The organism is Sedimenticola selenatireducens, assembly GCF_007625115.1.
In the GTDB taxonomy this organism is placed as follows: Bacteria; Pseudomonadota; Gammaproteobacteria; order Chromatiales; family Chromatiaceae; genus Sedimenticola; species Sedimenticola selenatireducens_A.
Window position 1 is genome coordinate 17,607 of sequence record NZ_VMNH01000021.1, and the last position, 24,423, is coordinate 42,029.

Below are 24,423 nucleotides of genomic sequence, written 5' to 3' on the forward strand. Positions count from 1 at the left end.
TTTTTTTATTAAACTCCTCTCACTATGCTGCCGATAGGTTCTTTAATGAGCCAGGGGTTAACGAGGGGATAATGAATCAACCGTCTGACGAGTGGAAAAAAAAGTATTTTGACAGCTTGGCTGATCTCGAACGCAAGGAGAAACAGTGGGAGACGGTCGAATCAGCCTTGAGGCGTTGTATCTCCCGTATCTCTTTTATTGGCGACGGCCTTGATCCGACGTTGGATGAACGGCTGGAGCATTTGCGTAACCGTGTCAGGGGCGAAAAAGATACCCGGGCCTTACTCCGATTGGTGGAGGATATTGCAGCCAAGGCCGAGGGTATTCAGGGTAAATCGGAACCTTTGGGTGGCATGGCGTCATCTGATAAATTCCTCGGCGACCTTTTTTCCCAGGCAACTTTCCCCAAAACAGTTGAAAAACGGGCGCGTAAACTTGCCAAGGCACTGAGTCAGCCGGCGGTTTCAACTGATACGCTGCAGGCCGCTAAGGCCTTGATATTGGATGCCTTGTCTCAGCCGTCTACCCCTGAGGCAGAGAAGGGGAAAGGGTTGATAGGGAAGCTGTTCGCGAAAGATAAAGAGAAGGAAGATGAGCGCACGTCAGCACCTGCCACAGCCTCTGATCATTCGGCTCCTACGGTACAGGAGGAGCGGATCGAGGGGCAGACGTTACTCGTATCCCTGATAAACCAGCTCGAATCGTCCCTGCGGCAGATGGATGAATTGCATGCGCTTGCCAAGAAAGCTGCATCAGCTTCTAGCCATCGTGAGTTGGAGCTACTCGCGACTGATCTCGTGAAGGTGTTGTCATTCAATGAAACGTCCGCCGCAGCCGATTTGCTTCCTCCCGTTGATCAGGTACTACTACAGCTGATTGAACGGATAGATATCACTAAACAACTCGAGCCCAGGATTCAAGCCCTCAAAAAACAACTGGTTCGAGGCATCATCGCTAAAGATATCCCTTCAATTCTTACAGAACTGCTACAGCTGGTAGAGTATGCCAAGACTCAGGCTGAAAATGAGCGTCAGGAGGTAGAGCGTTTTCTTCTGCAGATGACGGAACAGTTGCAACAACTGGACCAGGAGGTCACTGGAGTCAGTGCGATAGGTGGTGAGCTTATTGAGGGTAGCAGGCAACTTGACCAAGAGATGCAGACTCAAGTCGACCATATCCAGTCCAGTGTGGATCATGCGACAGAGTTGAATGACCTCAAACTATCTATCACAGAAAGATTAAACGTGATTCAGGAGCGTCTGAGAGACAACCGGAGCGACAATGAGCGGCTGGTAGAGGATTTTGAGCACCGCATTGATCTACTCACGACAAAGATCGGGAGCATGGAGCAGGAGACTGCTTCATTAAAAGAATCTGTCCAGAAAGCCAGAACAGAGGCATTCACCGATGCCCTGACCGGTTTACACAACAGACATGCATTTGATTGCAAGTTGGAAGAGGAGTTTGCACGTTGGAATCGCTACGGCTTTCCGCTCAGCATGATTATCGTGGATGTTGATCACTTTAAGAAGGTGAATGACACCTACGGTCACTTAGCGGGGGATAAGGTACTGCACGTAATAGGTGCGCATCTGAAAAAAGCGACTCGAAATGTTGATTTTCCTGCGCGCTATGGTGGTGAGGAATTTGTGGTACTGTTGCCAGAAGTGGATTTAAAAGGCGCCAAGATTGTGGCTGAAAAAATTCGGCAAGCAGTTGAAGAAAAACCGTTCCGCTCTGGTGACAATCGGGTCAATATAACAGTCTCTTGTGGTATCGCCTCATTCAGGAAGGGTGATGCTCGAAAAACGCCTTTTGAGCGAGCAGATGAAGCGCTGTATCTGGCAAAGCGGGGTGGACGTAATCGATGTTGCAGTGAAGAGCAGGTCAAATAAAGCAGTTGAGACAAATTGATTCGATAGCCCCTTTTTCTGATAGAAGTGCGGATAACGGTAGACGACAGTGCAGTATGAGATCGTTGTATGACACACAAAATTGAACAGCTTAATTTTCTGATCGTTGATGACTATGGCGATATGCGTGGTGTGCTGCGCAATATGTTGCAGTCATTTGGTGTGGCCAATATCGATTCTGTGGCCAATGGGCGAGAGGCTATCGCGCACATCGAGGCTAAAAGGTATGACGTAATCCTTTGTGATTATAATCTGGGTGATGGTCGGGATGGTCAGCAAATACTTGAAGAAATCCGCGCCAGAAAACTGATAGGCGTAAGCAGTATATTTGTCATGATCACTGCAGAGAATACAAGGCTCATGGTCATGGGGGCTGTAGAGTATGAACCGGACTCATATCTAACCAAGCCCTTCACCAAAGATCTGCTTGCGCAGCGGCTTGAGCGCCTACTGAATAGAAAGGCCGATTTATTAGAGATCGAAAATGCCATTGATCATAAAGAGTATGAGCTTGCTAACGTAATGCTTGATAAGCGAATTGCGGAAAATCCACGCAATGTAAATGAGTTCATAAAACTCAAGGCTGAACTCTGTATTAAGGCGGGTGCCTATGATCAAGCCGAGGCTATCTACTCCGATGTGCTGGTTCAGAGGGATATCGCCTGGGCACGCCTCGGCATTGGAAAGGCCTACTATGGCAATCGGCGTTTCGATGATGCCAAGCGCGTGTTCGAAGGCTTGCTTGAGGGTAATGAGCGTTTCATGGCTGCCTATGATTGGCTAGCGAAGACCCAGTTGGCATTAGATGAGCCACAGAAAGCACAAAAAGTGCTGGAGACAGCGACAGCGCACTCCGCCAAGGCAATAGTCCGACAACGCGCACTAGGGGAACTGGCACTCTCTAATCATGATGAGAAAGTAGCCGAGCATGCCTTCAGTCAGGCAATTCATCTGGGTCGACACTCTATCTATAAGCATCCATCAATCTACGCCAACCTGGCAAAAGCCAAGGCGACGACCACAAACGGGGAAGCGGGTCTAAGGGTGCTTCGTGATCTAAAAAAGGCCTTTAAAGGAGATAAAGAGGCGGATCTCTACTCCTCCATGACGGAAGCTGTTTTACAGGAAGACATGGGCAATGGTGAGCGGGCCAGGACCTGCATGATCAATGCCCATGAACTCTACAAGGAGTTGGGTACCCGGGCCGCACCCGAACTTGCACTGGATATGGCACGCTCATGCAGCAAAATGGGTGAGACGGAGCGGGCGCATGAACTGTTGCAACAGGCGGTCAAAAACAACCACTCAGATGAAACCTTCTTGAAACAAGTTGGATCAACCTTGGCTGACCTAGGCCTTTCGGACGACCCCAATGCGCTTATTGCCGATATCAAGAAGGGCATTGTACGTCTTAATAATCGCGGTGTTGAACTGGCCAAGGTTGGCAAACTGGATGAAGCGATGCTGCTGTTTGAGGAAGCCGTAGAGGGCATGCCGGGGAACAAAGTGGTAAATCTTAATGCGGCGCGTATCTTTATGTTACAGATGAAAAAATCTGGAATTGATCCTAAGCGGTTAGATCAGGTGCGCGAATACCTGACACGAGTACGGCAGATGGATTCCGAGAATAGGACATTGCATAAAATGGAACGAATGCTCAAGCAGCTTTTGAGCGGTTCATAGAAAGCAGTAACAAGGAGATTTCAAATGAAATTTTATGATGTACTGGCTTCGTTGATCCATGATATGAAAAATTCCCTGAGTATGGTCGTGCATACCCTGGAACAGCTCACAAGTGATCCATCGTTTCACTATGATAAACCGGAGCAGGTTACGGCCCTACAGAATGAAGCACGGCGACTGAATAATAACCTTATAGAACTGCTCACCCTGTATAAGATCGAGAATGAACGTATCTCGCCTACGATTGAGGATGTGGATGTGGCCAATTTTCTCGCCGAGATTGTGGCTGAAAGTTCCTCATCGGCCACTGCCAATCATATTAAACTGAGTTACGATTGCGACCCTGATCTGTATGGGTACTTTGATGAGGGATTATTACGTGGGGTGTTAAATAACTTGGTGGGGAATGGCCTGCGCTATACCATGGATGAATTGCGGATTTCGGCTGCTCAGGAGGATAACTACCTGGTTTTTAGGGTAGAGGATAATGGTGTAGGATATCCCAAACAGATGCTTGCTGCTCAGACCTCAGAAGATCTACATCGAGACCTGGCTGAGGGGCGGACGCAGTTGGGTATATATTTTGCCACTATGATTGCCGAGATGCATAAGAATAAAGACCAGTCAGGATTTATTCGGCTTGAAAATAATTACCGGTTACCGGGAGGCTGTTTTTCTGTCTGGTTGCCGTAATAGTTCGGAAAATACAGTGTATTAGATAAAAACAAATTATTTGTTCTGGAACACCAATTAAATTGATTGCGAAGTCTTATGATTGTAATGAATAGAGAGCCTCTGGTGTTGATTCCATGGTTGGTACTGTGTCTCTGTTTATCTGGATATGGTACTGCGTTCGCTGCCAAGATGTATAAATGGGTGGATGAGAATGGCGAAGTACATTTTAGCCAGACCCCGCCCATTCCAAATGAAACATCGGTCGACCAAGATCAAGTGCAGGTACAGACCACTTCTGGATCGGTGCTGATTCCCATGGTAGTCGAGGGTCAACCCTATTGTGGTGAATTAAAATTAACCAAGCCACGGGAAAATCGGCAGATGAGTGTGAAAACACTCAGTGAAAAGATTAAATATTGGAATCAATCTCTGGATCGATCCAAGCAAGCGCTTGATAGGTATCTTGCTCCAAAAAGAAAACGCTACTCCTCCTATAATAAGTCATCCACTAATAAGTCATCCACCTTCAACGAAGAGCTGGCACGCTATCAGAAACCGGTCAATGAGTATCAGTGTGCGATTGAGTGGGCTAATAAAAAAATGGATGATGTGCGGCAATCTGAAGCCGAATATATGCGGGATGTAAGCAAGGCTCAAAAAGATGTCGATGTGGCAACGGCACAGATGCATCGCCTCTGTGGGGAAGAGCCTGAAGAGTATAATGAGTACAGTAAAAAACGTGAGCGGTATCTGGCCTGGAAAAAATGTACTCGAAAATACGGTGCCGTAGTACGTGAAATGCAGAATAAATTGCACACGGTCGAAAGAAAACAGTACTGAGTTTTAGCTTGAACGGTGATGCATAGCGCGCGCTAGTACTCAATGGAATGGCGTATACAGCTGTGTATTGATCAGATAATCAGTAACAAGGGAATTGACATAATGGATAAGCCAGTGCGGGCTGCAGAAAGCCCTTTTGCTATTGATGTTGAACAGGGTAAATCCTATTTTTGGTGTGCCTGTGGAAAAAGCGCCAAACAACCTTTTTGTGATGGTTCACATAAAGATACAGCATTCAAACCCGTCAAGTATGAGGCTAGTGAAACAAAGACGGTCTACTTTTGTGGATGTAAAGTGACACAGACGGCCCCTCTTTGTGATGGCAGTCATAAGAAGACAGGGTGAGTTTAAGTACATCCATGCCAGGGCCTGCTCTAGTTATATCAGCGCTGGATGATCTTGGGTGACTGTTGTTCAAACTCTCCATGATTTAGAGGGGAAGCCCCCCTCTGGTTATGTGCGCAAGCTTGATATTCAGCACTGCATATTTGACTGGGGTAATACCCTCATGGTCGACCTACCAGAGATGGAAGGTCCCATGTGTAGTTGGTCACAGGTGTCTATGGTGGAAGGAGCTGACCGCGTTTTAGCGGCGCTCTCTGCTCAATATAGGTGCCATTTGGCGACCAGTGCGGCTGACTCTGACGAGCATCAGATCAGGCAGGCACTGGAGCGTGTTGGGCTGTCCCGATTTATTGAACGTATTTTTTGCTCCCATACACTTGGATGCGGCAAAGATTCCCCTCAATTTTATACGCAAATTCAACAATCCCTCGGCTGTCCATCGTCTAATATCGTGATGATAGGTGATTCCTTTAGTAGTGATGTTGCGAGTGCTATCGCGAGTGGTCTGCAGGCGGTCTGGTTTAATCCAATGCGTCAGTCGGTACCTGAGGGGATAATCGCTATCCATTACCTTGAAGAACTGATCTAAGAAGCGAAATGTTTTGCTTCTGATCAATTTGATGCCACTTTTTATTGGTTTATAATCAGACAGCTAACGAAAAGAGGAAGCCGAATGAACGGTTTTATGAACTTGAAGATATTTGCCACAGCTCTGGTGGTTACTGTGCTGGTTGGGCCGGTTGTTCAATGGCTGATGCCCGCTTGGTCTGTCTTGGCAGAAGATGTAGGTGCTGGCGGGGCTTGGTTTGCCTCGATCATGTACCATATTGTCTACGGCATTATAATTGGTGCGGGTGCGGCACTTGCGGTGACTGTTTTACGACGTTTTGGAAAGGTTGTTACCGTACAGGCGGCCGTTATAGCGGCCTGTACGACGATTGTGCTGTTCGATGTCGGTTTTGTCCTGCTCGGGCAAAAGGTACAAGCCTTTACTTATCTGGCGCTACTGCTGGCACTCTCCAGCTTTATTCTGCAGACAGTGATCTCTATTTCACCCATTGGTAAAGCGACAGCCTCTTCAAACGATCATGCGGCAAATACTACTGATGCCTGAAATTGTCGCATTAACCTGCCATGGTGCCGTGTTCTCTATCGGCAAAGAAACCCTGGGGGTCTTCCAGCATCTGGATTGAATCCTGGATGGCTTTTAGATGGTGAAACTCTTCATGGGCCAGTTGGGTATAAAAATTCTTCTCGAATAAATCAGTGACCTCTTCGGCTCTTTTGGCGTAAAAGTGTTCGCCATTTTGCTCAAAGACGGCGGCCTGTCTGAGTGCCTCAATATCATCGGCATTTACGGTCTGTTGTTCTTGTAGCTCATGTAGTGCATCAGAAAAGATTGTTTTCACCGTCTCTTCAGGTGTGTCAGCCTGGGGTGGATTTTGAGGCCATGTGCCCGAAAGTTCCAAAGCATGGTAAATCTCGCGGATTCGCCGAATATGTCCTTCTTCTGATTTGCGCAGATACTCAAACATATTTCGACCCATTTCACTGCTGGCCTTGTCCCGTGATGCGGCGTAGAAGGCCATGCCTTCTTTTTCTAATTGCATCGCCTTCTTTAGCGCGTCTAAACGTACATCCAACATAGGATTGGCCTCGGCTATAACACATAATCATGGAATTCAGTTAAGGATAGGATTCAAAATATATCCCGTCGCTGAAAAATATGTATCATTATTAGCATGGTTTGTACGTACTAGGCAAAGGAAATATCAGTTGCCATTCATATTCGAGGCAATCCTGGTTTGTGTGCTCATTATAGGAGAGTAAGTTATTTTTTTCCTAAAGATAGGATGGTTTGCATGAAGTCTGCGGCGAAGTTTTCACTACTCAGTTTGGAGAATTCAAGCTGGTATTTACCGTTAATAATTAAGGATGGCACTCCGGTTAGCTCGGCCTGATCAAAGAGCTTCTTTGAGCGTTCGATCTGGATGGAGACTTCATCACTGTTCATGCTGGTTTCAAGTACCTCTTTTGTGATGCCTTGTTGATCCATTAGGCTAACGACTTCATCCAAGGTGGGATACCGCTTTTCATTGCGTTTATCTGCATAGAGTTTAAATACTCGATCAAGCAGGGCGTCTTTTATACCCAGTGCTTCCATTGCGTAAAAAAGCCGCGCTTCAATTTCCCAGCGGCTGTTAGGTGCAGCAGGTATCATAATGAACTGGAAATCTGGATTATCCTCCTTAAACGCCTTGGTCAAGGGCTCTAGGCTGTAGCAATGGGGACAGCCGAACCAGAAAAATTCAACCAGGTAGGGTTTTTGAGACGCTAATTCTGCGCTGGGCAGTGGGGACTTTAACGTCGTGTATTTTCCTTCAGTTGGATCGCTTACAGGCTGCGCAGTTTTATTCAGTTGGTCCGTGGGACTGGGTGGCTGTGTGCTGTTATCACAACCCGTTAAGAATATGAGCAGTGTCAGAACAGCGATGAGAAGGCCTTTTTTCATTATAATACCGTTAGTTAGGTTGTCTTTATGTGTGTGTCTTGCGGGACTGTTGCAAACAGGAAGCATAGCCGTTGACTATTAGGACTTCAACTGGAAAGCGCGCTATAGGGATGAACCTGATTGCCTTGTTGTTGTCTTCACGGAATCATATTGAGTATGTAATACTCGAGACAGCAAGAATTGCCATGCTGGGCCTTCGAAGTAAGGCGGCGCTTAATTTAGAGAATTGATTGAGGAGATTTATCCATTGAGTTATCGAATCGACCACAGTGTGCCACAGCTTGTTCCTCCTAAGATCTTGTTGTTGGATTGGCATGCAACACTGGTTGATTCTTTGGATGCGATGTACCTTGCCATTGATGATCTATTGCCTCAGTTCGAAGCGTTGGGGTTATTAAACCGCCTGGCTCCTGAGGAGTTGAGTAAGACACCCGATGATCGGAAGCTGGTCCGCTTCGTTCGTATCTTCAGACGCTTGCATCCGAAAATTCGGGCGGAACGGCGCGTTTCCCGCACCGATATTTTTGATGCCTTATTTGGTCCGGATTTGGAAGCCATATCCATTGCCCACAAGGCATTCAATAAGTGCTATCGGGATCATTATGGTGCTGTAGCCCCTTTTGAAGAAGGCATGCGTGAGCGTCTACAGTTTTTGCGAAAATTAGGCATAAAACTGGGCGTGCCAACCAACCGCAGTCGAGAGTTTCTTGGGCATGAGATGAGAAGCCTGGAAGGTGGCAGTTGGATTGATCTTTTTGATACCACGGTGTGTGGTGATGAGGTGAATCATCATAAACCGGCTCCCGATGTATTGCTGAAATCAATCGCTAATTTAAAGGCGACACCGGGTCCTGATGTGTGGTATCTGGGTGATAGTCGAACCGATACCATAGCGGCAAAAGAAGCGGGTATTACAAGCATTTTCTATAACGGCGCAATGTGGGAGTGGGATTGGATAGAGCGGATTTTTCCCCGCACTCAACAGCATCCGCATAAACCCGATGCGGTCGTTGATGATCTCGATTCATTGCTGGATTTGATTCAAAAAATAGACGGGCCTGAAAGGGCCGAGATTTGGGCAGAGCGTCCTGAGCGTGCTCCGGCAAGACGCAAGCCACCTGCACGCATTGAACCTGACTGGCATCCGGCCGTCGTTGAGTTAACTGCGCCTATATTTTTATTGTTTGACTGGCACGCCACCTTGGTGGACACCCTGGATGCCATGTACCACGCTGTAGACGATATGCTGCCAGAACTTGACACGTTAGGACTTGCGGAAAGACTGGTAGATCCCTCTCAGAGTAAAACCGTTGAAGATGCCAAGCTGGTGGAGCATGTACGTGACTACCACCAGTTGCACCCTAAAATTAAGGCGGACCGAAAAATATCGCGGACCGATATTTTCGAAGTGCTTTTTGGGGCTGATGAAGAGGCAAAACAGATCGCCCATGCGGCGTTTAATCGGCACTATAGAAATCACTACGGCGCAGTCTATCCCTTTGAGCCTGGAGTAAAGGATATGCTCATTGGATTGCGTGCACTCGGTTTAAAATTGGGCGTGCTAACGAATCGTGATCGTGAGTTTTTTCAGCATGAGCTGGCTGCGGTTGAAGGAACGGGCTGGGCTGACCTGTTTGATACCACCGTTTGCGGAGATGATACAGCGTTGCGAAAACCCCACGCTGATCCCATTCTCAAGGCACTGGAGAATTTGCACTTCTTGCCTGGGCCTGAAATCTGGTATATCGGGGATAGCACCACAGATACCATTGCGGCCAAGAAAGCTGGAGTGACAAGTGTTTTCTTCAATGGGGCCCAGTGGGATCAAAAGTGGCTGGATAAGATCTTTCCAGGAACAGAGCGCCATCCCCATAAACCCGATGTGGTGGTGAATGATTTTGGTGAGTTATGGGCCCTTACCTTAGCCTGTCGTGCCGCCCGACCCAGGATAGGGTGGAGTATTTAAGTTACCTAGGGATCTGATTGTTTGTGGCGCAAAGTATTAACCATTTTGATTGTCCGGTATGCAACACCCAGATTGCATCATGGGTTGTGCGGCGCCCAGTGTTCACCTGCACTGCTTGTGGTCAAGCCTTCACATCAAACTACCGTCGATCACTTAAAAGGAGCGCGCTATTAGGTTTGTTACTCTGGATAGGTGGTGCATTGGCTGGTATTCTATTTATCGATCCGTGGCAGATGGTGCTCGCCTTTTCGCTGGAATTTGGTGGCCTCATAGCTTTTCTTTTCGCTTATCTTGTTCATCATTTTTCCATTCGGATAGACATCAACAATGAAACATCGTCTATTGAATAGACGCGCTTAACACGGGTGTATATGTACTAAGTCGTTGGTCCCATTCCAACCTTGCTGAAGTCAGTGCCTTGCTTGAGCCCATAGTGCTGATCAAGATTAAAATATTCGATCAGCTGATCAACGGCATGCTGGCCCTGAGTGCGCTGAATGTCCCCAAGGATCATGCGTACGGCATTGCGGTTATAGCCGCTATTGAATTGCAATTGAACCTGTATCAATTCTTTGGCTCTGTCGATATTCATAATGCGGCCTCTGAACAGGGTCTCTGAGTCATACTGTACCTCTAACCCTATAGTATTTGTGATTTTTATTTCGCCAATTGACGTTAGACTTTCCTATAGATGCCTATTACGGACAAGGATTTCCCATGATGCGAAAAAACACGGACGAAATTGAAAAGCTCTACCAGCGTATAGTGCTACTGCATCAAGATGTTGACACAATCCGACAGCCTCTGCTCAATATCAAGTCGATTATTGACGAAATGAAAAAGCTATTGGATCTGCCTGACACTATAGCAAAAGATCTGAAGAAACTCAGGACAGTTATTTTAGCGCTGAATGAAATCACACAGTTACTTGAGTGGGTCCCTGGTCAATTAGGCAGTGCCTGTAAAGCCGCGCACAATCTACTCTCTCCATTGGTGTCGCCAACCAATAAAGGTGTCTTGGATAAGATGATCAAGACAACCGAAGATATGGATAAAATGGCGTCTAGAATAAAACAGTATCTTGAAAAGGTTGAACCGCTGGTTAATAAGGGGCTTGAGGAGTTAAACGCGCTACGTGGCCGCGTGATCTCACTTGAAGAGAAACTGGCCGAATTAGTTGAGCACTATAAACGTATTCCGCCCTCAGCCGATACCGTGGCTTGTGTGCATGAGATTAACCACGCGCTTGATCAACTGGACCAGTCCGTTCAAGAAATTAAAAATCAGTTTAATAAGGCCATCCAACCGCTCGTAATGGTATTGCAAACGATTAAGAATACGCTTGATCCTATCGCTGATCTGGCACAGAAAATCACCCAGCTACTAAAACAGATTGATATTAAACCAATCAATGATCTCATTCGTCAGGTAAACCAGTGCAGAAAGAAAATTGAAGACTTTAGAAAAAAGGTTGTATCAAAAGTAGAGGCGGTAGTTAAAGCGGCATTCAAACGCTTTGGTATTGATATTGATGCCGTAGACAAACTGATTCGCGGATTGATTGATTCGGTGTTGAAGCCAATAAGGAAGTTCATTGACCAGATATGTGACAGTATAAATGGCATGCTGGAGCAACTCACCCGAATGATTGATGGCATGCTCCCTGTTGATCAACTGAAGCAGATCATTGCTACACTTGAAACCTGGCGAGACAAGCTTGAGTGCGAACTGGATAAGCTGGCAGGGTCGACCTGTAAATCTGTTTTAAAGGTCTGGCGGTGTTAGGTCGTGAATAAAATCGCAGCAGCATTTATTCTCTCGGCATTTGTAAAGCAAACGTGTAAAGACTGCATAGGGTAGAGAAGATATGCCTTCCATGGATGACGTAAAGGGAAAAGGCCTAAAAATTCGGTTTGCAATGGGTTTGTGATTTGGCGACTTGTCATCTCTCACTGGTCAGTATTGTAAAGGCGCTGCAGGAGACCTATGCCCATTAGAGTGACTTATGCAGTTGTTCTAGGTCATGTAAATCGCAAAGTGGTTTTATTTGGAAAGTAAAACGGTATAGAGTCGGAATAGGTCTAGATACGGCTTGGTTTTCTGGATTCTGGGCTCTATATCAACCAAACAGTGGAGAAGTGATAATGGGAAAAAAGAAAAGTGATAAGAAAGACGATAAAAAAGCTGATGAGCTGAAGAAAAAATTAAAAGCAAAGACTAAAAAGCGTAAAGCCAAGAAGAAGGCGAAGAAAAAAGCTGCGAAAAAAGCTAAAGCTAAGAAAAAGAAATCGAAGAAGAAAAAAGGCAAGAAGTCGAAAAAGAAATGAATAATAGCCCCCTGCACGTTAAGTGACACCCGCTTGTGCGGGTGTTTTTACTTTAGCGCTCTATTCAATATCGAGTAGGGGTAGGGGAGCGCGGGCCTTTATTTGTGATAGCTGAATATTCGACTTGATGGAAGAGACCCCAGGCATTCTCATCAGATGCTCAGAGATAAAGCGCGAAAACTCTTGCAGGTTCTTTGCAATAACGCGCATTTCGTAATCACCATCACCTGTAATCAATAAGCATTCCAGAATTTCAGGTCTTTCTTGAACGGCCTTCTCGAATGCCGCTGCAATGTTCTCCTGATGCTTCTCCAGTGTGATGTTAATCAGCGCAACCACATCCATACCCAGTGCCTGGGGATCCAGTATGGCCGAATAACCGCGTATCACGCCCTCGTTTTCAAGCTGTTGAAGCCTCCTGGCGCATTGAGAGGGCGAGAGATTAACGCGTTCTGACAACGCAACGTGCGAGAGGCGGGCATCCTCCTGCAGATGGTGAAGTATCAGTCGGTCGTACTTGTCGAGTTTGATGCTCATGGGCTGATTCTTTGTTTTGTAAAGAGTATCTAAAGCGATAAAAGCGCAGTTAAATAGCAAAAAAATAAAATATATGCATGAATATAGCATATCTGGCTTATTTGGCTATGGATAACACCCGATAACGTCATGTCAGATCGACTATGCTAGCCTCCAAATTGAACCACTATTTTGGAGAGCATGATGACACTGGCAGAGGCGTTACTGAACGGGTTGAAGCTGCATGGGGCAAAGGAGTTGTTCGGCATCCCCGGGGATTTTGCATTGCCTTTTTTCAAGGTCATTGAGCAGTCAGAGATTCTGCCGTTCTATACGTTGAGTCATGAACCGGGTGTTGGCTTCGCGGCTGATGCGGCGGCACGGGGAAGAGGATCACTCGGCGTTGCTGTAGTGACCTATGGTGCCGGGGCCTTCAATATGGTCAATAGCGTTGCCTGCGCCTATGCGGAGAAGTCTCCACTGGTGGTCATTTCGGGTGCACCGGGTATTTCTGAACTGCAAGGCGATCTGTTGCTGCATCATCAGGTGAAGACACTGGGTTCGCAGTATGAGGTCTTTAAAGAGTTCACCTGTGATCAAGTGTTGCTGAATGATCCGTTGAAGGCACCCGAGCAAATTGCCCGGGTGTTACGCCGTTGTCTTGAAGAGTCCCGACCCGTCTATATCGAATTCCCGCGCGACTTGGTGAATGTACTCTGTGATCCGGTTCCTCAGTTACCCCCTACAATGGCCGATCCACAGGCACTGTCGGCCTGTGCGGATGAGATACTCAGCCGATTGTCGGCGGCTGAGAATCCTGTGATTCTGGCGGGTGTAGAAGTGCGCCGCTATGGGCTGGAAAATAAAGTAGCCGAACTCTCTCGTCGCTTGAAGCTGCCTGTAGCAACCAGTTTTATGGGTAGAGGGCTTTTCTCAGATGCTGACTGTCAATTGATCGGCTCCTATATCGGCATGGCAGGCGATCAGGCCATTAGTAACACGGTGGAAACATCCGACCAGTTGTTGATGTTGGGCGTCATTGTCTGTGATTCAAACTTTGGTGTTTCAGCCAAGCGATTGGATATCCGCCATACCATTAATGCCTCCGATCAAGAGGTGAAGGTGGGCTATCATCTTTATCAGCAACTCTCACTGACTGAACTGATTGATGAGTTGCTTTCCAAGACAACGCCCAATTCCCATCATGCTTCTCCAATGAAGCCTAATTATCCGCGCGGCCTTGAGGCTGATGATAACCCAATTGTGCCAACCGATATTGCCCGGGCTGTTAATGATCTTTTTGATCAGCGTGGTGCCATGCCCATTGCCTCGGATATTGGTGATTGCCTGTTTACCGCCATGGATATGGATAACACGCAACTGGTTGCGCCGGGCTACTACGCCACCATGGGGTTTGGTGTGCCTGCAGGATTGGGATTACAAGCCTCAACGGGTCAGCGTCCCCTCATTTTGGTTGGTGACGGCGCCTTTCAAATGACCGGTTGGGAGTTGGGCAACTGCAGACGCTATGGCTGGGATCCAATTGTGCTGTTGTTCAATAACAGTTGCTGGGGCATGTTGGCTACGTTTCAACCGGAGAGTCGTTTCAATCAGCTGGATGACTGGCATTTTGCCGATATGATGGGTTCGATGGGCGGTGATGGTGTGCGTGTGCAGACCCGTGCAGAACTACAACAGGCGCTGAGCCAGGCTGTTGAGCGGCGCGGGCGCTTTCAGCTGATAGAGATCATGATGACCGCCGATGCGCGCAGCGCTACGCTACAACAGTTCGTTGAGGCACAGGGACGGCGTACGGGTATGCGCAAGGGTTAAAGGTACGAGTATCATAAGGGTCGCACTTAAATGGCACTAGCTTAATGCCGGGGTCCTGTTATTTTATGGCGGATTATTCTACAGCTGCGTTAGCTGCGTTATGTCATTGGATGAAACAGCATGAATACAACTGAAGAAATGTGGAATAAGTATCACACCAATCTTCGCGCTTTCATAGGCAAGCGGGTCAACGATAAAGATGCGGCTGAAGATATTCTTCAGGATATCTTTGTTCGGGTTCATTCTCGGATTGATACCCTTGAAAACAGGAACAAGCTTGAAAGCTGGCTCTATCAAATAACAAGAAATGCGCTCATTGATTACTATCGTTCTCACAAGCCGCTGGAAGCATTACCGGAGTGGCTTGAACAACCGCAAGCCAACAGGGAGGAGACTAACAGGCGGGAGTTATCGTCGTGTCTTGCCCCGATGATTCAGCAATTACCGGAAAAATACCGCCATGCGGTTCAGCTCTCTGCGATGGAAGGGAAGACCCAAAGTGAGATAGCGGAAAAAGAAAACATTTCACTGTCCGGGGCGAAGTCGCGCGTCCAACGGGGAAGAGCGCTGTTGAAAACCATGCTTTACGACTGCTGCACAGTAGAAATTAACGCGATGAACCAAATAGTTGATTACGACAAAAAAGAGGGCGATTGCAAATTCTGCTAAGAAGTTTTACTGATTTTGCGTCTTTTTCGTGATGTCTCCGTCTACCTGTGTAGGAAGCAGAAATCGTTCTGATTCAATTGTAATCATGAAAGGAGACACAGATGAAACCACTCAACACGGATCAAGTCCGCGAAGCGGTACGTAGCCACTATGGCAAAGTAGCGGAAGGCTGCTGCGGTGGGCCAGCCCCGAAAGAAACTGATGCCTGCTGCGTGGCAGATGCCGAGGCAAAAGTAGCCGGTGAAGACGGTTGTGGTTGCGACACTGCAACACCATCAAGTGATAACAACAGCGTACAAGGCGCGTGTTGCAGCGGCCCGGCGCTATCGCCGGATGAAACCTCAAAAGCACTTGGCTATTCATCAGGCGAGCTGGCTTCCTTGCCGGAAGGGGCGAATCTTGGCCTTGGTTGCGGCAATCCTCAAGCCATTGCCTCAATTAAACAGGGAGAGACCGTTCTTGATCTGGGAAGCGGCGCCGGAATTGATTGTTTTTTGGCGGCAAAGGCCACGGGTGATAAGGGCTTTGTGATCGGGGTGGACATGACGCCCGAAATGATCTCCAAAGCCAAGTTAAATGCCGAAAAGACCGGCGTGCAAAATGTGGAGTTTCGACTGGGTGAGATCGAAAATCTTCCCGCAGCAGACAACAGTGTAGATGTCATTATCTCCAATTGTGTGATCAACCTGTCCCCGGAGAAGCGGAAGGTTTATTCGGAGGCCTTTCGTGTCCTGAAACCTGGTGGCCGTATCGCCGTCTCCGATATTGTTCTAACAGCGGCGTTGCCGGAAGCACTGCAAAATGACCTATTCCTTTACACCGGTTGTATGGCAGGGGCCAGTTCACTTCCAGACATTGAAGCCTATCTGAGTGATACGGGGTTTGGGAATATCCGCATCTCGCCTAAGGATGAAAGTCGTGACTTCATCCGCGAATGGGTTCCGGGCAGCAAAATAGCGGATTATGTGGTATCAGCTACAATCGAGGCAACTAAACCCATGGCATAGCCAACAAAAAACGGGTCAGAGAAGAATAGTACTTACTTAAGCAGATTCGTATCCAATGTAGGGTGGGTTAGGCGCGTTGTTTGCGCCGTAACCCACCAACGGTGCCGTCAGGCACACCTTAAATAAACGCCTTGTGTTGCTGCGCAACGCTTGGTGGGCTACGCAAAAAACGCTAACCCACCCTACATTTGAGCTTAAGTAAGTACCATTCGGGTCAGAGAACAATTAACTCTAATATTGGCGACAATTGTTCTCTGGCCCGGATTGCTATGTGATGGGTTCAATGGGCGGTGATGGTGTGCGTGTGCAGACCCGTGCAGAACTACAACAGGCACTGAGTCAGGCTGTTGAGCGGCGAGGGTGCTTTCAGCTGATAGAGATCATGACGACCGCCGATGCGCGCAGCGCTACGCTACAACAGTTCGTTGAGGCACAGGGCCGGCGTACGGGTATGCGTAAGGGTTAAAGGTGCAAAGGTTCAGATCGTTTCTGACACAAGGCTGCTATTAGAAAAATCTAGGTGCTGGTTAAGAAACATCCAAAAGCGGCCGCTTACTCCTGCACCGGCTTGTACGTAGAAAATAAATCTGCCCTTTTTAATTCATGTGCAAACAACACAAAGTGTCAGGTAATTTTACAGGTCGGCTGAAGGAACACTAAATAAGTCGTTGATTTATATTGAATGGCATCATAATTGCAATCCTCGTAAAGTGTGATATCGACGGATTTATTTCAAGAATTCTTTAAGGAAGTAAAGACTATGCTAACCCACATGAAAATAATAACCGCTGTCGGATTGATGAGTATTGCAGGATCTGTTTTTGCCGTTCCGACACCCATCGACCTGAATACCTTCCAGCAGGAGGGGCCTCTGGGCAATGGCAATTGGGTGGTATCGGGTGACGGAAACAGTGTACTGCAAACAATCAACGGCAATCCTACAGCCTTTGTAAGCCCTGGGAACTTTTTCAATACGCAATTCCAGGGATCATTTTCCGCCGCCAACGACGGGGATGATGACTACATGGGCTTTGTGTTTGGTTTTGATGCGAATGATACAACACCATTTTTCCTGTTTGACTGGAAACAGGGCCAGCAGTCGGGCTCCGCGCCTGGATTCTACCTCTCCGAGGTGTCTGGAGGTTTGAACGCAATTCCGTTCGGAAACCACCATCTGGACGCGACCGGTTACGATGTACTGGCCACCAACCTGGGAACTGGCTGGGTGGATAACGTTATTTACGACTTTACGTTGGAATACACTGCATCCCTGATCAAGATCGACATCTCCGGAGGCAGTTTCGGGACCGGTACCAACATCTTCAACTACGCTACGTCCGGCAACACCACGGGCCGCTTTGGATTCTACAACTTCTCCCAGTCTCAGGTTGCTTACCAGGGATTCACCGAGACGGTTGCCCCCACATTCTGTGAGCTGAATCCGACAGACCCCCAATGTACTGGTGCACAGGTACCCGTACCGGTACCGCTCAGTCTTATAGGTCTTGGCCTTGGCCTGCTGGGATTGTCCCGCCGGATTAAAAGGTAATCACCGGGGGGGCTACACAGCCCCCCTTTTTTTGTTGCGAAAGCAAACCGACAGACTTACTCAGCCAGGTAGGGTGGGCACGTTTTTTGTGCCCACGGGTATGCGCCATAATTATCGCGTGGGCACACACGGCGTGCCCACCCTACCGATCTGGGTTGAGTGGCAGCTATTGGATGGTTTCTGCCGAACAAACTGAATGACTCAATGGTCGCTTTTGGCAACCAAACGAGAAAGTAACACCGCAATCAGCAGTAAACAAAATACACTCGACAGTAACTGCCAGATCCAGGCACAAGGTACTGTACCTTAAAGCACCTTATCCCAGCTTTCACTGGTCAGATCGGCGCCAAATATATGTTCATCCCACGCCTTGGTGCAGGTGAAACCCGATTTGGTATAGAGCTTTCGTGCCTGAGTAAGGCAGGAGCAGGTCCAGAGCGTCATCTTCTTGTATCCACATTGGCGACAGAAGTCGATGCACTGTTGAATCAGTTGTCGGCCAATCTGCATGCCGCGAAATTCGGGTTCGACTAACAGGGCACGCAGCCGAGCTGTTTCAGTATCTTCTTTGACAGCAAATATACTGCCAGCGAATCGGCCATCTACTTCAGCAATCCAACCTCGTTCGCAGGTTTCATCATAGTTGTTGGCAAACGATGCAAGCACTTCCAGCACGGTACGCTCAAAACTTTTATCCCATTGATATTCTGTGGCGTAGAGCACCGCGTGACGATTGATTACTGTGCTGATATCACCCAGTTGTAGGGGGCGTATCAGTACAGAGCGCTTTCGTGTCGGCTCAAGCAGGTCCATTATGCGATGCATGGCGTCTACCAGTTCGCGGCGTTGATGCATGAGCAAGGGCTTAAGCAGTTGATCCAGATTGTCCCGGGCAAGTCCATCCAGCGCTTGTAATGTTGTCAGTCCGGCGGGGGACAGCGTAAGCCGTTTTCTGCGTCGATCCGTTGGATCTGTTGTTTTCTGCAACAGGCTCTGTCTGAGCAGTTTAGCCAGTATTCGACTGACATAGCCGGGATCCATTCTCAGGTAGTCCGCAAGCGTGGTGGCGGTCAATGTGCTCTCTTTTGCCACCTCAAACAGGACGCGAATCTCTGGGAGATTAAGTGCTTGTCCCAAGAACCCTTCATCCAGGATACCTATGTGACGGGTATAGAATCGATTAAAGGCACGTATCTGATCAATTTCGTCCAGCGAGTCTGCGATTTGTTTCATGACGACCACCCATGATGCTCTATTGCATGCAATATGCAACTTATTAATTGACTATGTCAACTAATATTGAATGAAAAATAATCCATAGGGTGGAAATAGATGCGGATGTGGCTATCTAGTTAAAGCTGAAGCGGCCAATGATGGGATACCGGAATTCAGCGCCAGCCATGGCTTTGGCCAATCCTACGATACCCAATAGGACCAGTGTGGAGTGGACGGTGGTAAAATAGAGAATTAATACCATCCATGTATTCGCGCTTTGATAACCCCCAAGCCAGAGTATGGCCAGGTTGGCTATAACTAATAAAATGCCGCCAATAATGCTCGCCACAAAGGTTTGTTCAAGATGACTGCGGGCAAGCGCTGAGGCTGTGGTGCGGTGTTTGAAATAGAGGTAAGTCAGCCAGGCAAAACAGACCCCTGGAAGCAGGAGCAAGTTAGCCAGGAACAATCCCTCTGCCATAACGGCAAGCTGTGTGTCATTGTTATCAATGGTTTCATTCATAGTTGTAACCAAACTGTCCAATCCAGCACATTGCAGTAATTAAGACCAATAATACGGCTAACGGTTGCAGTTGTCTCTTCTGGCTGGAATCAATCTGGCTTACTATTCTTATAATAGTTGATATATTGGATTGGAAAGTGAATCAGGAGGGAAGCCGTATGCCACAACTGTTATCACTGTCTCGGGCTGCACGTCTGGCTGATGTCAGCCGTGGCGAACTGCAGAAGAGAATCCGAAAGGAGCGCGTAGAGACCTTCGAGGGGGAGATCTCCCTGGAGACACTGCTGGCGCTCTATCCCCATATCGATATGGATGAAGACCCTGTTCTGGAACGGGTGCAGCGTATCAAGTCCGAGGCGCGTCCCAAACGACACTACAGTGATGGGTGGATGCCAGATCCGCAGGTGCTGATGACGCGTTTGCATGAGTTTCAACATACGCTAGTACATACGAAGGCGGCATTGAATTCATCAGAGGCCTTAATTGACGAGGCTGTAACTGATCTTACATCCGCGCTGGAAGAACCAGAGAAAGCACTGCGTGTTTCGGTTAAAAAGTGCATTGAAAAGCTTGAAGGCGCGATAGGGCGCCTTGACCGGGCCAGTGATGCAAAGGCGCGTCTGTTTGCCAAAGATGCGCTGCTCAAGATAGTGACCGCCAGTGTTCGAATATTACCGAGTGGGCATGAGTATTTTATTGAAGGTAATGATTCGATTCTGGAAGCTGGACTCAAAGCAGGACTGTATCTCGATTATGGCTGTACCAGTGGGAATTGCGGGGCCTGTAAATGCAAAGTGACCGCCGGTGCCGTGCGAAAATTGCGTCATCACGATTATGTTCTGAGTGCGCGAGAACAAGAAGAGGGCTATATCCTGGCGTGTTCCAACACGGCTATTTCAGATTTGGTGATCGAGGCGAATGAAGCGCAAGTCTCTGACACACTTCCCCATCAGGTCATTCGAGCGGTTGTGCGTAAAGTTGAGCAAGAGGGCCCTGAACTCGCTTTGCTCCATGTACAGACGCCCCGCACACATTCGTTGCGCTTTAAGGCTGGGCAGCGGGTCACAGTGACAACAGAGGATGGCATCAGTGATCAGCTCTATATTGCCAGTTGCCCCTGTGATGGGCGTAATCTCCAGTTCCTGATTTTTGCCGAATCAAAATCACCATTAATGCAAGCTGTCTACAGTGGAGAGCTGGCCAAACAGACGGTTGTGCTCGAGGGACCCGAAGGTGGTTTTGTGCTGAATCAGGACTCCTCGCGTCCGGTGGTGTTTATGGCAAAAGGCAGTGGGTTGGCACCCATCAAGAGCCTGGTTGAACAGGCCATCACGATCGATGATGCAGAAGACATCTCGCTGATCTTGGTCGGGGGTAATCCTGCAGGTTCTCAGCTGGAGAAACTCTGTCGGTCCTGGAATGATGCCCTGGATAATTTTCATTACAAGGATACAAAAAAGGATATCACGGTTGATGAATTAGCCAACCAGCTCATTGAAGAGATTACCGAGAACAGAAAAACGCAGATCTATTTAGCAGGACCAATTGACTGGATTCAATCAATCAAAAATGCTGTCGAGAAACAATCCATTGATACCGGCGAATGGTTTGTAGAGCCGGTAAGTTGAGCATCAAACGATTTGGATAAATGGGTCAACGTGATTAAATTGCTGTCGTGCCTAATCCTGCTGATAGGATTGGGTTATAACATTTACGTCACTCATGGTTAGTTTCAATCACTCTCTAAGAACAGCTTATATGAGTTCGCTGGAAAATGAGATTTGCGCGTTATTAAACAGAATGCCTTTCCATTTCTTATTGAGATCAGCATACCCCTCTATTTCTGGGGCATGCTGATTCAATAAGGTGTTTTTGAGTATTAGACCAATACAATCTGTGAACGCATGCTGTAGAGAACATACAGCACTTCCTCCTGTTCCCGTTGACCAACGTTATTATTTTCAAGTGCTTTTAACGCATCATCCAAGACGGCCATAAACTCACCGGCAGAAATATTCATACCCTTATGGGCAGAGAGCATATCCACCCCCTTATACACCTCGGGTCCACCTGTTCCGGTGATAAAAAAGGTGGCTGCCGCATGCTTCAGCTTATCGGCATCTGAATTTTCAAACCTTGTAGATATAGTTGAATTTATCAGATGATTATCAACTACGTCATTCGCAATGCTGGTTATGCCCTCACTTCCACCTAATCGCTCGTATAGTGACTGTGACATGATTCGGTTTCCTCCTGTGAATCAGTAATGAACTCTGCATCGTTACGTTTTTGTTGTGTACAGCGCGAAATTAGCACTGCTGATTAACAGAAAGAAGTACAGAATCTGTAGTAGCTGCTAGGCTTAATAGCGTTGTATATAAGAAATCAAATAATGAATAAGGAGTAAGCATGAAGGCGTACGGTCAGTTTTGTCCATTAGCACAAGCAACCCAGTTACTCTGTGAGCGTTGGACCTTGCTTATTGTAAGGGAATTCATTGCTGGGAGTACCCGTTATAGCGAGTTGCAAAAAGGCGTGCCTTTAATGTCTCCAACATTGTTATCAACACGCCTCAAGCAATTGGTAAAAGCAGGTGTTATCACAATGAAAAGCGAGAGTGGGAAAAATCATTATGAATTGACAAAGGCAGGGATAGAGTTGAAACCCGTAGTAGAATTGCTCGGTGCTTGGGGTCATCGTTGGGCGCAAACCAATTTAGATGAGGGTGATCTGGATGCTGGATTATTGATGTGGGATATGCGGCGCAGTGTAGATCCTGCTGTTTTTCCGCAAAACCGTATTGTTGTTCAGTTTGAATATCCCGATGCACCGAAGGGCGCCCATGATTGGTGGCTGATTTCGGAGGATGGGATCATTGATCTCTGTCTGTCTGATCCTGGTTATGAAGTTGATATTCTCATAAAAAGTTCTTTAGCGGATATGACGGCAGTGTGGACCTGCCAAAGACCATTCAAGCAAGCCGTAGAGTGCGGGGATATTAAGGTTATGGGTGATAAGAAGCTCGCTTCTAACCTTCAGGATTGGCTTAAATCAAGTCTCCTGTCTCGACTTGGATCCCTTGAAGAACTTCCTAAATTGAATTGGGTTGTTTGAGTGTTTTTTCCATCTAAACAACGGGCGCTATCAACACTGTAGCTATTTCTACCGGCTCTTTGACGGCGACACGTGCTGTTTCTAACCCAGTAGAGTTAAGCACTCAAGTTGTTTCTGTACTGTGCTGGCTAGATAATAAACCAGGTAACGAGGCTGATTAGACACGCCAGTACCAGATTTAATACCAAGCCGATCCGTATCATCTGACTCTGGGGGATATAGCCCGATCCAAATACTATCGCATTAGGTGGTGTTGCGACAGGAAGCATGAACGCGGAGGAAGCGGCGATAGCAATCACCACTGCCATAACGGCAGACGATATTCCCATAGCCTCAGCGATGGAGGCAAAAATAGGAATCATCAGTGCACTACTGGCGGTATTGCTTGCCACCTCAGTCAGCATCACCATAAAAAAGACAATAACAAATAGCAGTAAGAGTAGCGGTGCCCCCTGAAGCAGACTGGCAGCCCCCTCCGCCAGAAAGACACTGGTGCCGGTTTCTTTGAGCAAAGCGGAGAGAGTGAGACCACCGCCGAACAGCAACAACACACCCCAGTTCGCGGAATTTTCAATATCCTTCCACTCCACCAATCTCAGTGCAGCGATCAAGACAATAGCCATGATTGCGACCAGAGAGTCAAAATCCTTGGAAATCCCCAGAACCTTTGAAATAGGTTGACTCAGTAGCCAGAGCAGCACAGTAAGAAGAAACACACCCAATGTCAGGTATTGCGGCTTTGTAAAATGGTTATTTGATGATTCTGGTATCTCTTGCTCAATACGATGTGACAGGTCTGGGCGGAAGACTAGTCGCAGCAGTAGGAACATCAGGGGCAACAGGACTAGCACAATTGGCACACCGAAACTCGACCATTCGGCAAAGCTAATCCCTGCTGCTGCCGCTGCAATCGCATTAGGCGGACTTCCAACCAAGGTGCCGATGCCACCGATATTGGCTGAGTAGGCAATTCCAAGAAGCAGGTACCAGTAGGTCGGGCGATAGTTTTCATAGGGTAGACAGACTAGCAGACCCAGCGCTAGCGGCAGCATCATCGCGGTGGTAGCAGTGTTAGAGATCCACATGGAGACAAAGGCAGTGGTGATGAACAGTAGCAGCGCGGCGACAGAAAGCCGCCCCTTGGCGGCCCGCATCACCAACGAAGCAAGACGGATATCCAACTGCTGTCTGTGCAGCGCCGCCGCTAGAGCGAACCCGCCTAGAAACAAGAATATGATCGGATGGGCAAAGTTACTGAGGGCTTGATCGACACTGAACACTCCACTGCTGACTGTGAGCACCGGTATCAGCAGCGCGGTGATGGTAATATTGAAAGTCTCGGTGACCCAGAGCAGGGCAATGAGAGTGAGTATGGAGAGACCGATGCGCAAAGGTGTTTCGAGATCGCTACCCCAGTAGAGACCCAAAGCGACCAAAATTGTCATGCTCAGAGTAATCCAGCGTCGATCCATCTCAATCCTCATTTATGCCTGCTTTGCATACATGGCGGTTTTGGATAATAAGTACAATTGGTAGAAGAGAGGTCAGCTGGTAGAGTCAGCGCTCCTCCCGACCAAGAAATGAAACGCTATAATCTGCAATCAACTGGCCGAGTATGAACGATACCAAATTTACGCCCTGTTGAAAGCAATGGGATGGACTCCTCCTCACCCTTACGGCATCGATGTGCCAAACTGAGATTGGTGTTTCAGTTAACGGTGAGCATGAGGAGTCCA

At 47.7% G+C, this 24,423-nt stretch carries 26 protein-coding genes; 18 read left to right on the forward strand and 8 right to left on the reverse strand.

The genetic code is table 11. The features are described 5' to 3' along the window. Positions 1–71: 71 nt before the first annotated feature. The 7 genes from FHP88_RS14130 to FHP88_RS14160 all read left to right on the forward strand — a co-directional run bounded on the left by FHP88_RS14130 (position 72) and on the right by FHP88_RS14160 (position 6,570). The gene (locus FHP88_RS14130) at positions 72–1,895 is read left to right on the forward strand and encodes a diguanylate cyclase (protein ID WP_144359739.1); all 1,824 of its coding nucleotides are present in this window, start codon (positions 72–74) and stop codon (positions 1,893–1,895) included. Between the two features lie 87 nt (positions 1,896–1,982). Further along, positions 1,983–3,596 carry a response regulator gene (locus FHP88_RS14135; protein ID WP_144359740.1) on the forward strand — a complete coding sequence of 538 codons (1,614 nt, stop codon included), beginning with the start codon at positions 1,983–1,985 and terminating at the stop codon, positions 3,594–3,596. 24 nt (positions 3,597–3,620) lie between these two features. After that, positions 3,621–4,289: a sensor histidine kinase gene (locus FHP88_RS14140; RefSeq protein ID WP_144359741.1), complete on the forward strand. Its 669-nt coding sequence runs from the start codon at positions 3,621–3,623 to the stop codon at positions 4,287–4,289. Between the two features lie 87 nt (positions 4,290–4,376). After that, positions 4,377–5,111, forward strand: coding sequence for a DUF4124 domain-containing protein (locus FHP88_RS14145; protein ID WP_186297734.1), 735 nt, complete (start codon positions 4,377–4,379; stop codon positions 5,109–5,111). A 102-nt stretch (positions 5,112–5,213) separates the two neighbouring features. Continuing rightward, positions 5,214–5,456 carry a CDGSH iron-sulfur domain-containing protein gene (locus FHP88_RS14150; protein ID WP_144359743.1) on the forward strand — a complete coding sequence of 81 codons (243 nt, stop codon included), beginning with the start codon at positions 5,214–5,216 and terminating at the stop codon, positions 5,454–5,456. 58 nt (positions 5,457–5,514) lie between these two features. Then, positions 5,515–6,045, forward strand: a complete 531-nt coding sequence (locus FHP88_RS14155; protein WP_144359744.1) for an HAD family hydrolase — start codon at positions 5,515–5,517, stop codon at positions 6,043–6,045. Between the two features lie 96 nt (positions 6,046–6,141). Continuing rightward, a complete protein-coding gene (locus tag FHP88_RS14160; protein ID WP_144359745.1) occupies positions 6,142–6,570 on the forward strand; it encodes a hypothetical protein in 429 nt (142 codons plus the stop codon). Positions 6,571–6,580: 10 nt separating this feature from the next. Here the strand turns inward: FHP88_RS14160 and FHP88_RS14165 are convergent, their stop codons facing one another. Both FHP88_RS14165 and FHP88_RS14170 read right to left on the reverse strand, forming a co-directional pair. Continuing rightward, positions 6,581–7,102: a ferritin-like domain-containing protein gene (locus tag FHP88_RS14165; protein WP_144359746.1), complete on the reverse strand. Its 522-nt coding sequence runs from the start codon at positions 7,100–7,102 to the stop codon at positions 6,581–6,583. 185 nt (positions 7,103–7,287) lie between these two features. Next, the gene (locus tag FHP88_RS14170; RefSeq protein WP_186297735.1) at positions 7,288–7,968 is read right to left on the reverse strand and encodes a thiol:disulfide interchange protein DsbA/DsbL; all 681 of its coding nucleotides are present in this window, start codon (positions 7,966–7,968) and stop codon (positions 7,288–7,290) included. 247 nt (positions 7,969–8,215) lie between these two features. On the opposite strand from FHP88_RS14170, the gene FHP88_RS14175 reads away from it, so the two are divergent. Together FHP88_RS14175 and FHP88_RS14180 are read left to right on the forward strand one after the other, a co-directional pair. Further along, the gene (locus FHP88_RS14175) at positions 8,216–9,934 is read left to right on the forward strand and encodes an HAD family hydrolase (protein WP_260843321.1); all 1,719 of its coding nucleotides are present in this window, start codon (positions 8,216–8,218) and stop codon (positions 9,932–9,934) included. 23 nt (positions 9,935–9,957) lie between these two features. Further along, entirely contained in the window at positions 9,958–10,284 is a 327-nt protein-coding gene (locus tag FHP88_RS14180) for a hypothetical protein (RefSeq protein WP_144359748.1), read from the forward strand. Positions 10,285–10,310: 26 nt separating this feature from the next. Here the strand turns inward: FHP88_RS14180 and FHP88_RS14185 are convergent, their stop codons facing one another. Further along, positions 10,311–10,526 carry a hypothetical protein gene (locus FHP88_RS14185; protein ID WP_144359749.1) on the reverse strand — a complete coding sequence of 72 codons (216 nt, stop codon included), beginning with the start codon at positions 10,524–10,526 and terminating at the stop codon, positions 10,311–10,313. Between the two features lie 125 nt (positions 10,527–10,651). On the opposite strand from FHP88_RS14185, the gene FHP88_RS14190 reads away from it, so the two are divergent. Together FHP88_RS14190 and FHP88_RS14195 are read left to right on the forward strand one after the other, a co-directional pair. Next, complete coding sequence (locus FHP88_RS14190; RefSeq protein WP_144359750.1) at positions 10,652–11,719, forward strand: hypothetical protein; 1,068 nt, start codon at positions 10,652–10,654, stop codon at positions 11,717–11,719. Positions 11,720–12,078: 359 nt separating this feature from the next. Then, complete coding sequence (locus FHP88_RS14195) at positions 12,079–12,261, forward strand: hypothetical protein (protein ID WP_144359751.1); 183 nt, start codon at positions 12,079–12,081, stop codon at positions 12,259–12,261. Between the two features lie 60 nt (positions 12,262–12,321). Here the strand turns inward: FHP88_RS14195 and FHP88_RS14200 are convergent, their stop codons facing one another. Beyond that, on the reverse strand, positions 12,322–12,798 hold the full coding sequence (locus FHP88_RS14200; protein WP_144359752.1) for an Lrp/AsnC family transcriptional regulator: 477 nt from the start codon (positions 12,796–12,798) through the stop codon (positions 12,322–12,324). A 180-nt stretch (positions 12,799–12,978) separates the two neighbouring features. Between FHP88_RS14200 and ipdC the strand changes: the two genes are divergently transcribed. The 5 genes from ipdC to FHP88_RS14225 all read left to right on the forward strand — a co-directional run bounded on the left by ipdC (position 12,979) and on the right by FHP88_RS14225 (position 17,835). Beyond that, positions 12,979–14,610, forward strand: a complete 1,632-nt coding sequence (gene ipdC, locus FHP88_RS14205; RefSeq protein WP_335341535.1) for an indolepyruvate/phenylpyruvate decarboxylase — start codon at positions 12,979–12,981, stop codon at positions 14,608–14,610. A 120-nt stretch (positions 14,611–14,730) separates the two neighbouring features. After that, positions 14,731–15,279, forward strand: coding sequence for an RNA polymerase sigma factor SigZ (sigZ, locus tag FHP88_RS14210; RefSeq protein ID WP_144359753.1), 549 nt, complete (start codon positions 14,731–14,733; stop codon positions 15,277–15,279). 101 nt (positions 15,280–15,380) lie between these two features. Next, a complete protein-coding gene (locus FHP88_RS14215) occupies positions 15,381–16,286 on the forward strand; it encodes an arsenite methyltransferase (RefSeq protein ID WP_144359754.1) in 906 nt (301 codons plus the stop codon). Positions 16,287–16,560: 274 nt separating this feature from the next. Then, on the forward strand, positions 16,561–16,752 hold the full coding sequence (locus FHP88_RS14220; RefSeq protein WP_144359755.1) for a hypothetical protein: 192 nt from the start codon (positions 16,561–16,563) through the stop codon (positions 16,750–16,752). Positions 16,753–17,058: 306 nt separating this feature from the next. Then, complete coding sequence (locus tag FHP88_RS14225) at positions 17,059–17,835, forward strand: hypothetical protein (RefSeq protein ID WP_186297736.1); 777 nt, start codon at positions 17,059–17,061, stop codon at positions 17,833–17,835. Between the two features lie 306 nt (positions 17,836–18,141). Here FHP88_RS14225 and FHP88_RS14230 read toward each other — a convergent pair whose 3' ends face one another. Beyond that, on the reverse strand, positions 18,142–19,068 hold the full coding sequence (locus FHP88_RS14230; RefSeq protein ID WP_144359757.1) for a bifunctional helix-turn-helix transcriptional regulator/GNAT family N-acetyltransferase: 927 nt from the start codon (positions 19,066–19,068) through the stop codon (positions 18,142–18,144). A 115-nt stretch (positions 19,069–19,183) separates the two neighbouring features. Then, on the reverse strand, positions 19,184–19,573 hold the full coding sequence (locus FHP88_RS14235) for a hypothetical protein (RefSeq protein WP_144359758.1): 390 nt from the start codon (positions 19,571–19,573) through the stop codon (positions 19,184–19,186). 158 nt (positions 19,574–19,731) lie between these two features. Here FHP88_RS14235 and FHP88_RS14240 point away from each other — a divergent pair, with 158 nt between their 5' ends. Next, on the forward strand, positions 19,732–21,201 hold the full coding sequence (locus tag FHP88_RS14240) for a 2Fe-2S iron-sulfur cluster-binding protein (protein WP_144359759.1): 1,470 nt from the start codon (positions 19,732–19,734) through the stop codon (positions 21,199–21,201). Positions 21,202–21,452: 251 nt separating this feature from the next. Here the strand turns inward: FHP88_RS14240 and FHP88_RS14245 are convergent, their stop codons facing one another. Further along, positions 21,453–21,812, reverse strand: coding sequence for a group I truncated hemoglobin (locus tag FHP88_RS14245; protein WP_144359760.1), 360 nt, complete (start codon positions 21,810–21,812; stop codon positions 21,453–21,455). A gap of 170 nt (positions 21,813–21,982) precedes the next feature. Between FHP88_RS14245 and FHP88_RS14250 the strand changes: the two genes are divergently transcribed. Then, positions 21,983–22,687, forward strand: coding sequence for a winged helix-turn-helix transcriptional regulator (locus FHP88_RS14250; protein ID WP_144359761.1), 705 nt, complete (start codon positions 21,983–21,985; stop codon positions 22,685–22,687). A gap of 128 nt (positions 22,688–22,815) precedes the next feature. On the opposite strand, the gene FHP88_RS14255 is transcribed toward FHP88_RS14250, so the two are convergent. Further along, positions 22,816–24,171 carry an SLC13 family permease gene (locus FHP88_RS14255; RefSeq protein WP_260843322.1) on the reverse strand — a complete coding sequence of 452 codons (1,356 nt, stop codon included), beginning with the start codon at positions 24,169–24,171 and terminating at the stop codon, positions 22,816–22,818. Between the last annotated feature and the right edge of the window lie 252 nt (positions 24,172–24,423).

Coding starts and splice junctions, on each gene's coding strand:
- FHP88_RS14130 (WP_144359739.1), top strand. CDS start 72: ATGAATCAACCGTCTGACGAGTGGAAAAAAAAGTATTTTGACAGCTTG.
- FHP88_RS14135 (WP_144359740.1), top strand. CDS start 1,983: ATGACACACAAAATTGAACAGCTTAATTTTCTGATCGTTGATGACTAT.
- FHP88_RS14140 (WP_144359741.1), top strand. CDS start 3,621: ATGAAATTTTATGATGTACTGGCTTCGTTGATCCATGATATGAAAAAT.
- FHP88_RS14145 (WP_186297734.1), top strand. CDS start 4,377: ATGAATAGAGAGCCTCTGGTGTTGATTCCATGGTTGGTACTGTGTCTC.
- FHP88_RS14150 (WP_144359743.1), top strand. CDS start 5,214: ATGGATAAGCCAGTGCGGGCTGCAGAAAGCCCTTTTGCTATTGATGTT.
- FHP88_RS14160 (WP_144359745.1), top strand. CDS start 6,142: ATGAACTTGAAGATATTTGCCACAGCTCTGGTGGTTACTGTGCTGGTT.
- FHP88_RS14165 (WP_144359746.1), bottom strand. CDS start 7,102: ATGTTGGATGTACGTTTAGACGCGCTAAAGAAGGCGATGCAATTAGAA.
- FHP88_RS14170 (WP_186297735.1), bottom strand. CDS start 7,968: ATGAAAAAAGGCCTTCTCATCGCTGTTCTGACACTGCTCATATTCTTA.
- FHP88_RS14185 (WP_144359749.1), bottom strand. CDS start 10,526: ATGAATATCGACAGAGCCAAAGAATTGATACAGGTTCAATTGCAATTC.
- FHP88_RS14190 (WP_144359750.1), top strand. CDS start 10,652: ATGATGCGAAAAAACACGGACGAAATTGAAAAGCTCTACCAGCGTATA.
- FHP88_RS14195 (WP_144359751.1), top strand. CDS start 12,079: ATGGGAAAAAAGAAAAGTGATAAGAAAGACGATAAAAAAGCTGATGAG.
- FHP88_RS14200 (WP_144359752.1), bottom strand. CDS start 12,798: ATGAGCATCAAACTCGACAAGTACGACCGACTGATACTTCACCATCTG.
- ipdC (WP_335341535.1), top strand. CDS start 12,979: ATGATGACACTGGCAGAGGCGTTACTGAACGGGTTGAAGCTGCATGGG.
- sigZ (WP_144359753.1), top strand. CDS start 14,731: ATGAATACAACTGAAGAAATGTGGAATAAGTATCACACCAATCTTCGC.
- FHP88_RS14215 (WP_144359754.1), top strand. CDS start 15,381: ATGAAACCACTCAACACGGATCAAGTCCGCGAAGCGGTACGTAGCCAC.
- FHP88_RS14220 (WP_144359755.1), top strand. CDS start 16,561: ATGGGTTCAATGGGCGGTGATGGTGTGCGTGTGCAGACCCGTGCAGAA.
- FHP88_RS14225 (WP_186297736.1), top strand. CDS start 17,059: ATGAAAATAATAACCGCTGTCGGATTGATGAGTATTGCAGGATCTGTT.
- FHP88_RS14230 (WP_144359757.1), bottom strand. CDS start 19,068: ATGAAACAAATCGCAGACTCGCTGGACGAAATTGATCAGATACGTGCC.
- FHP88_RS14235 (WP_144359758.1), bottom strand. CDS start 19,573: ATGAATGAAACCATTGATAACAATGACACACAGCTTGCCGTTATGGCA.
- FHP88_RS14240 (WP_144359759.1), top strand. CDS start 19,732: ATGCCACAACTGTTATCACTGTCTCGGGCTGCACGTCTGGCTGATGTC.
- FHP88_RS14245 (WP_144359760.1), bottom strand. CDS start 21,812: ATGTCACAGTCACTATACGAGCGATTAGGTGGAAGTGAGGGCATAACC.
- FHP88_RS14250 (WP_144359761.1), top strand. CDS start 21,983: ATGAAGGCGTACGGTCAGTTTTGTCCATTAGCACAAGCAACCCAGTTA.
- FHP88_RS14255 (WP_260843322.1), bottom strand. CDS start 24,171: ATGAGGATTGAGATGGATCGACGCTGGATTACTCTGAGCATGACAATT.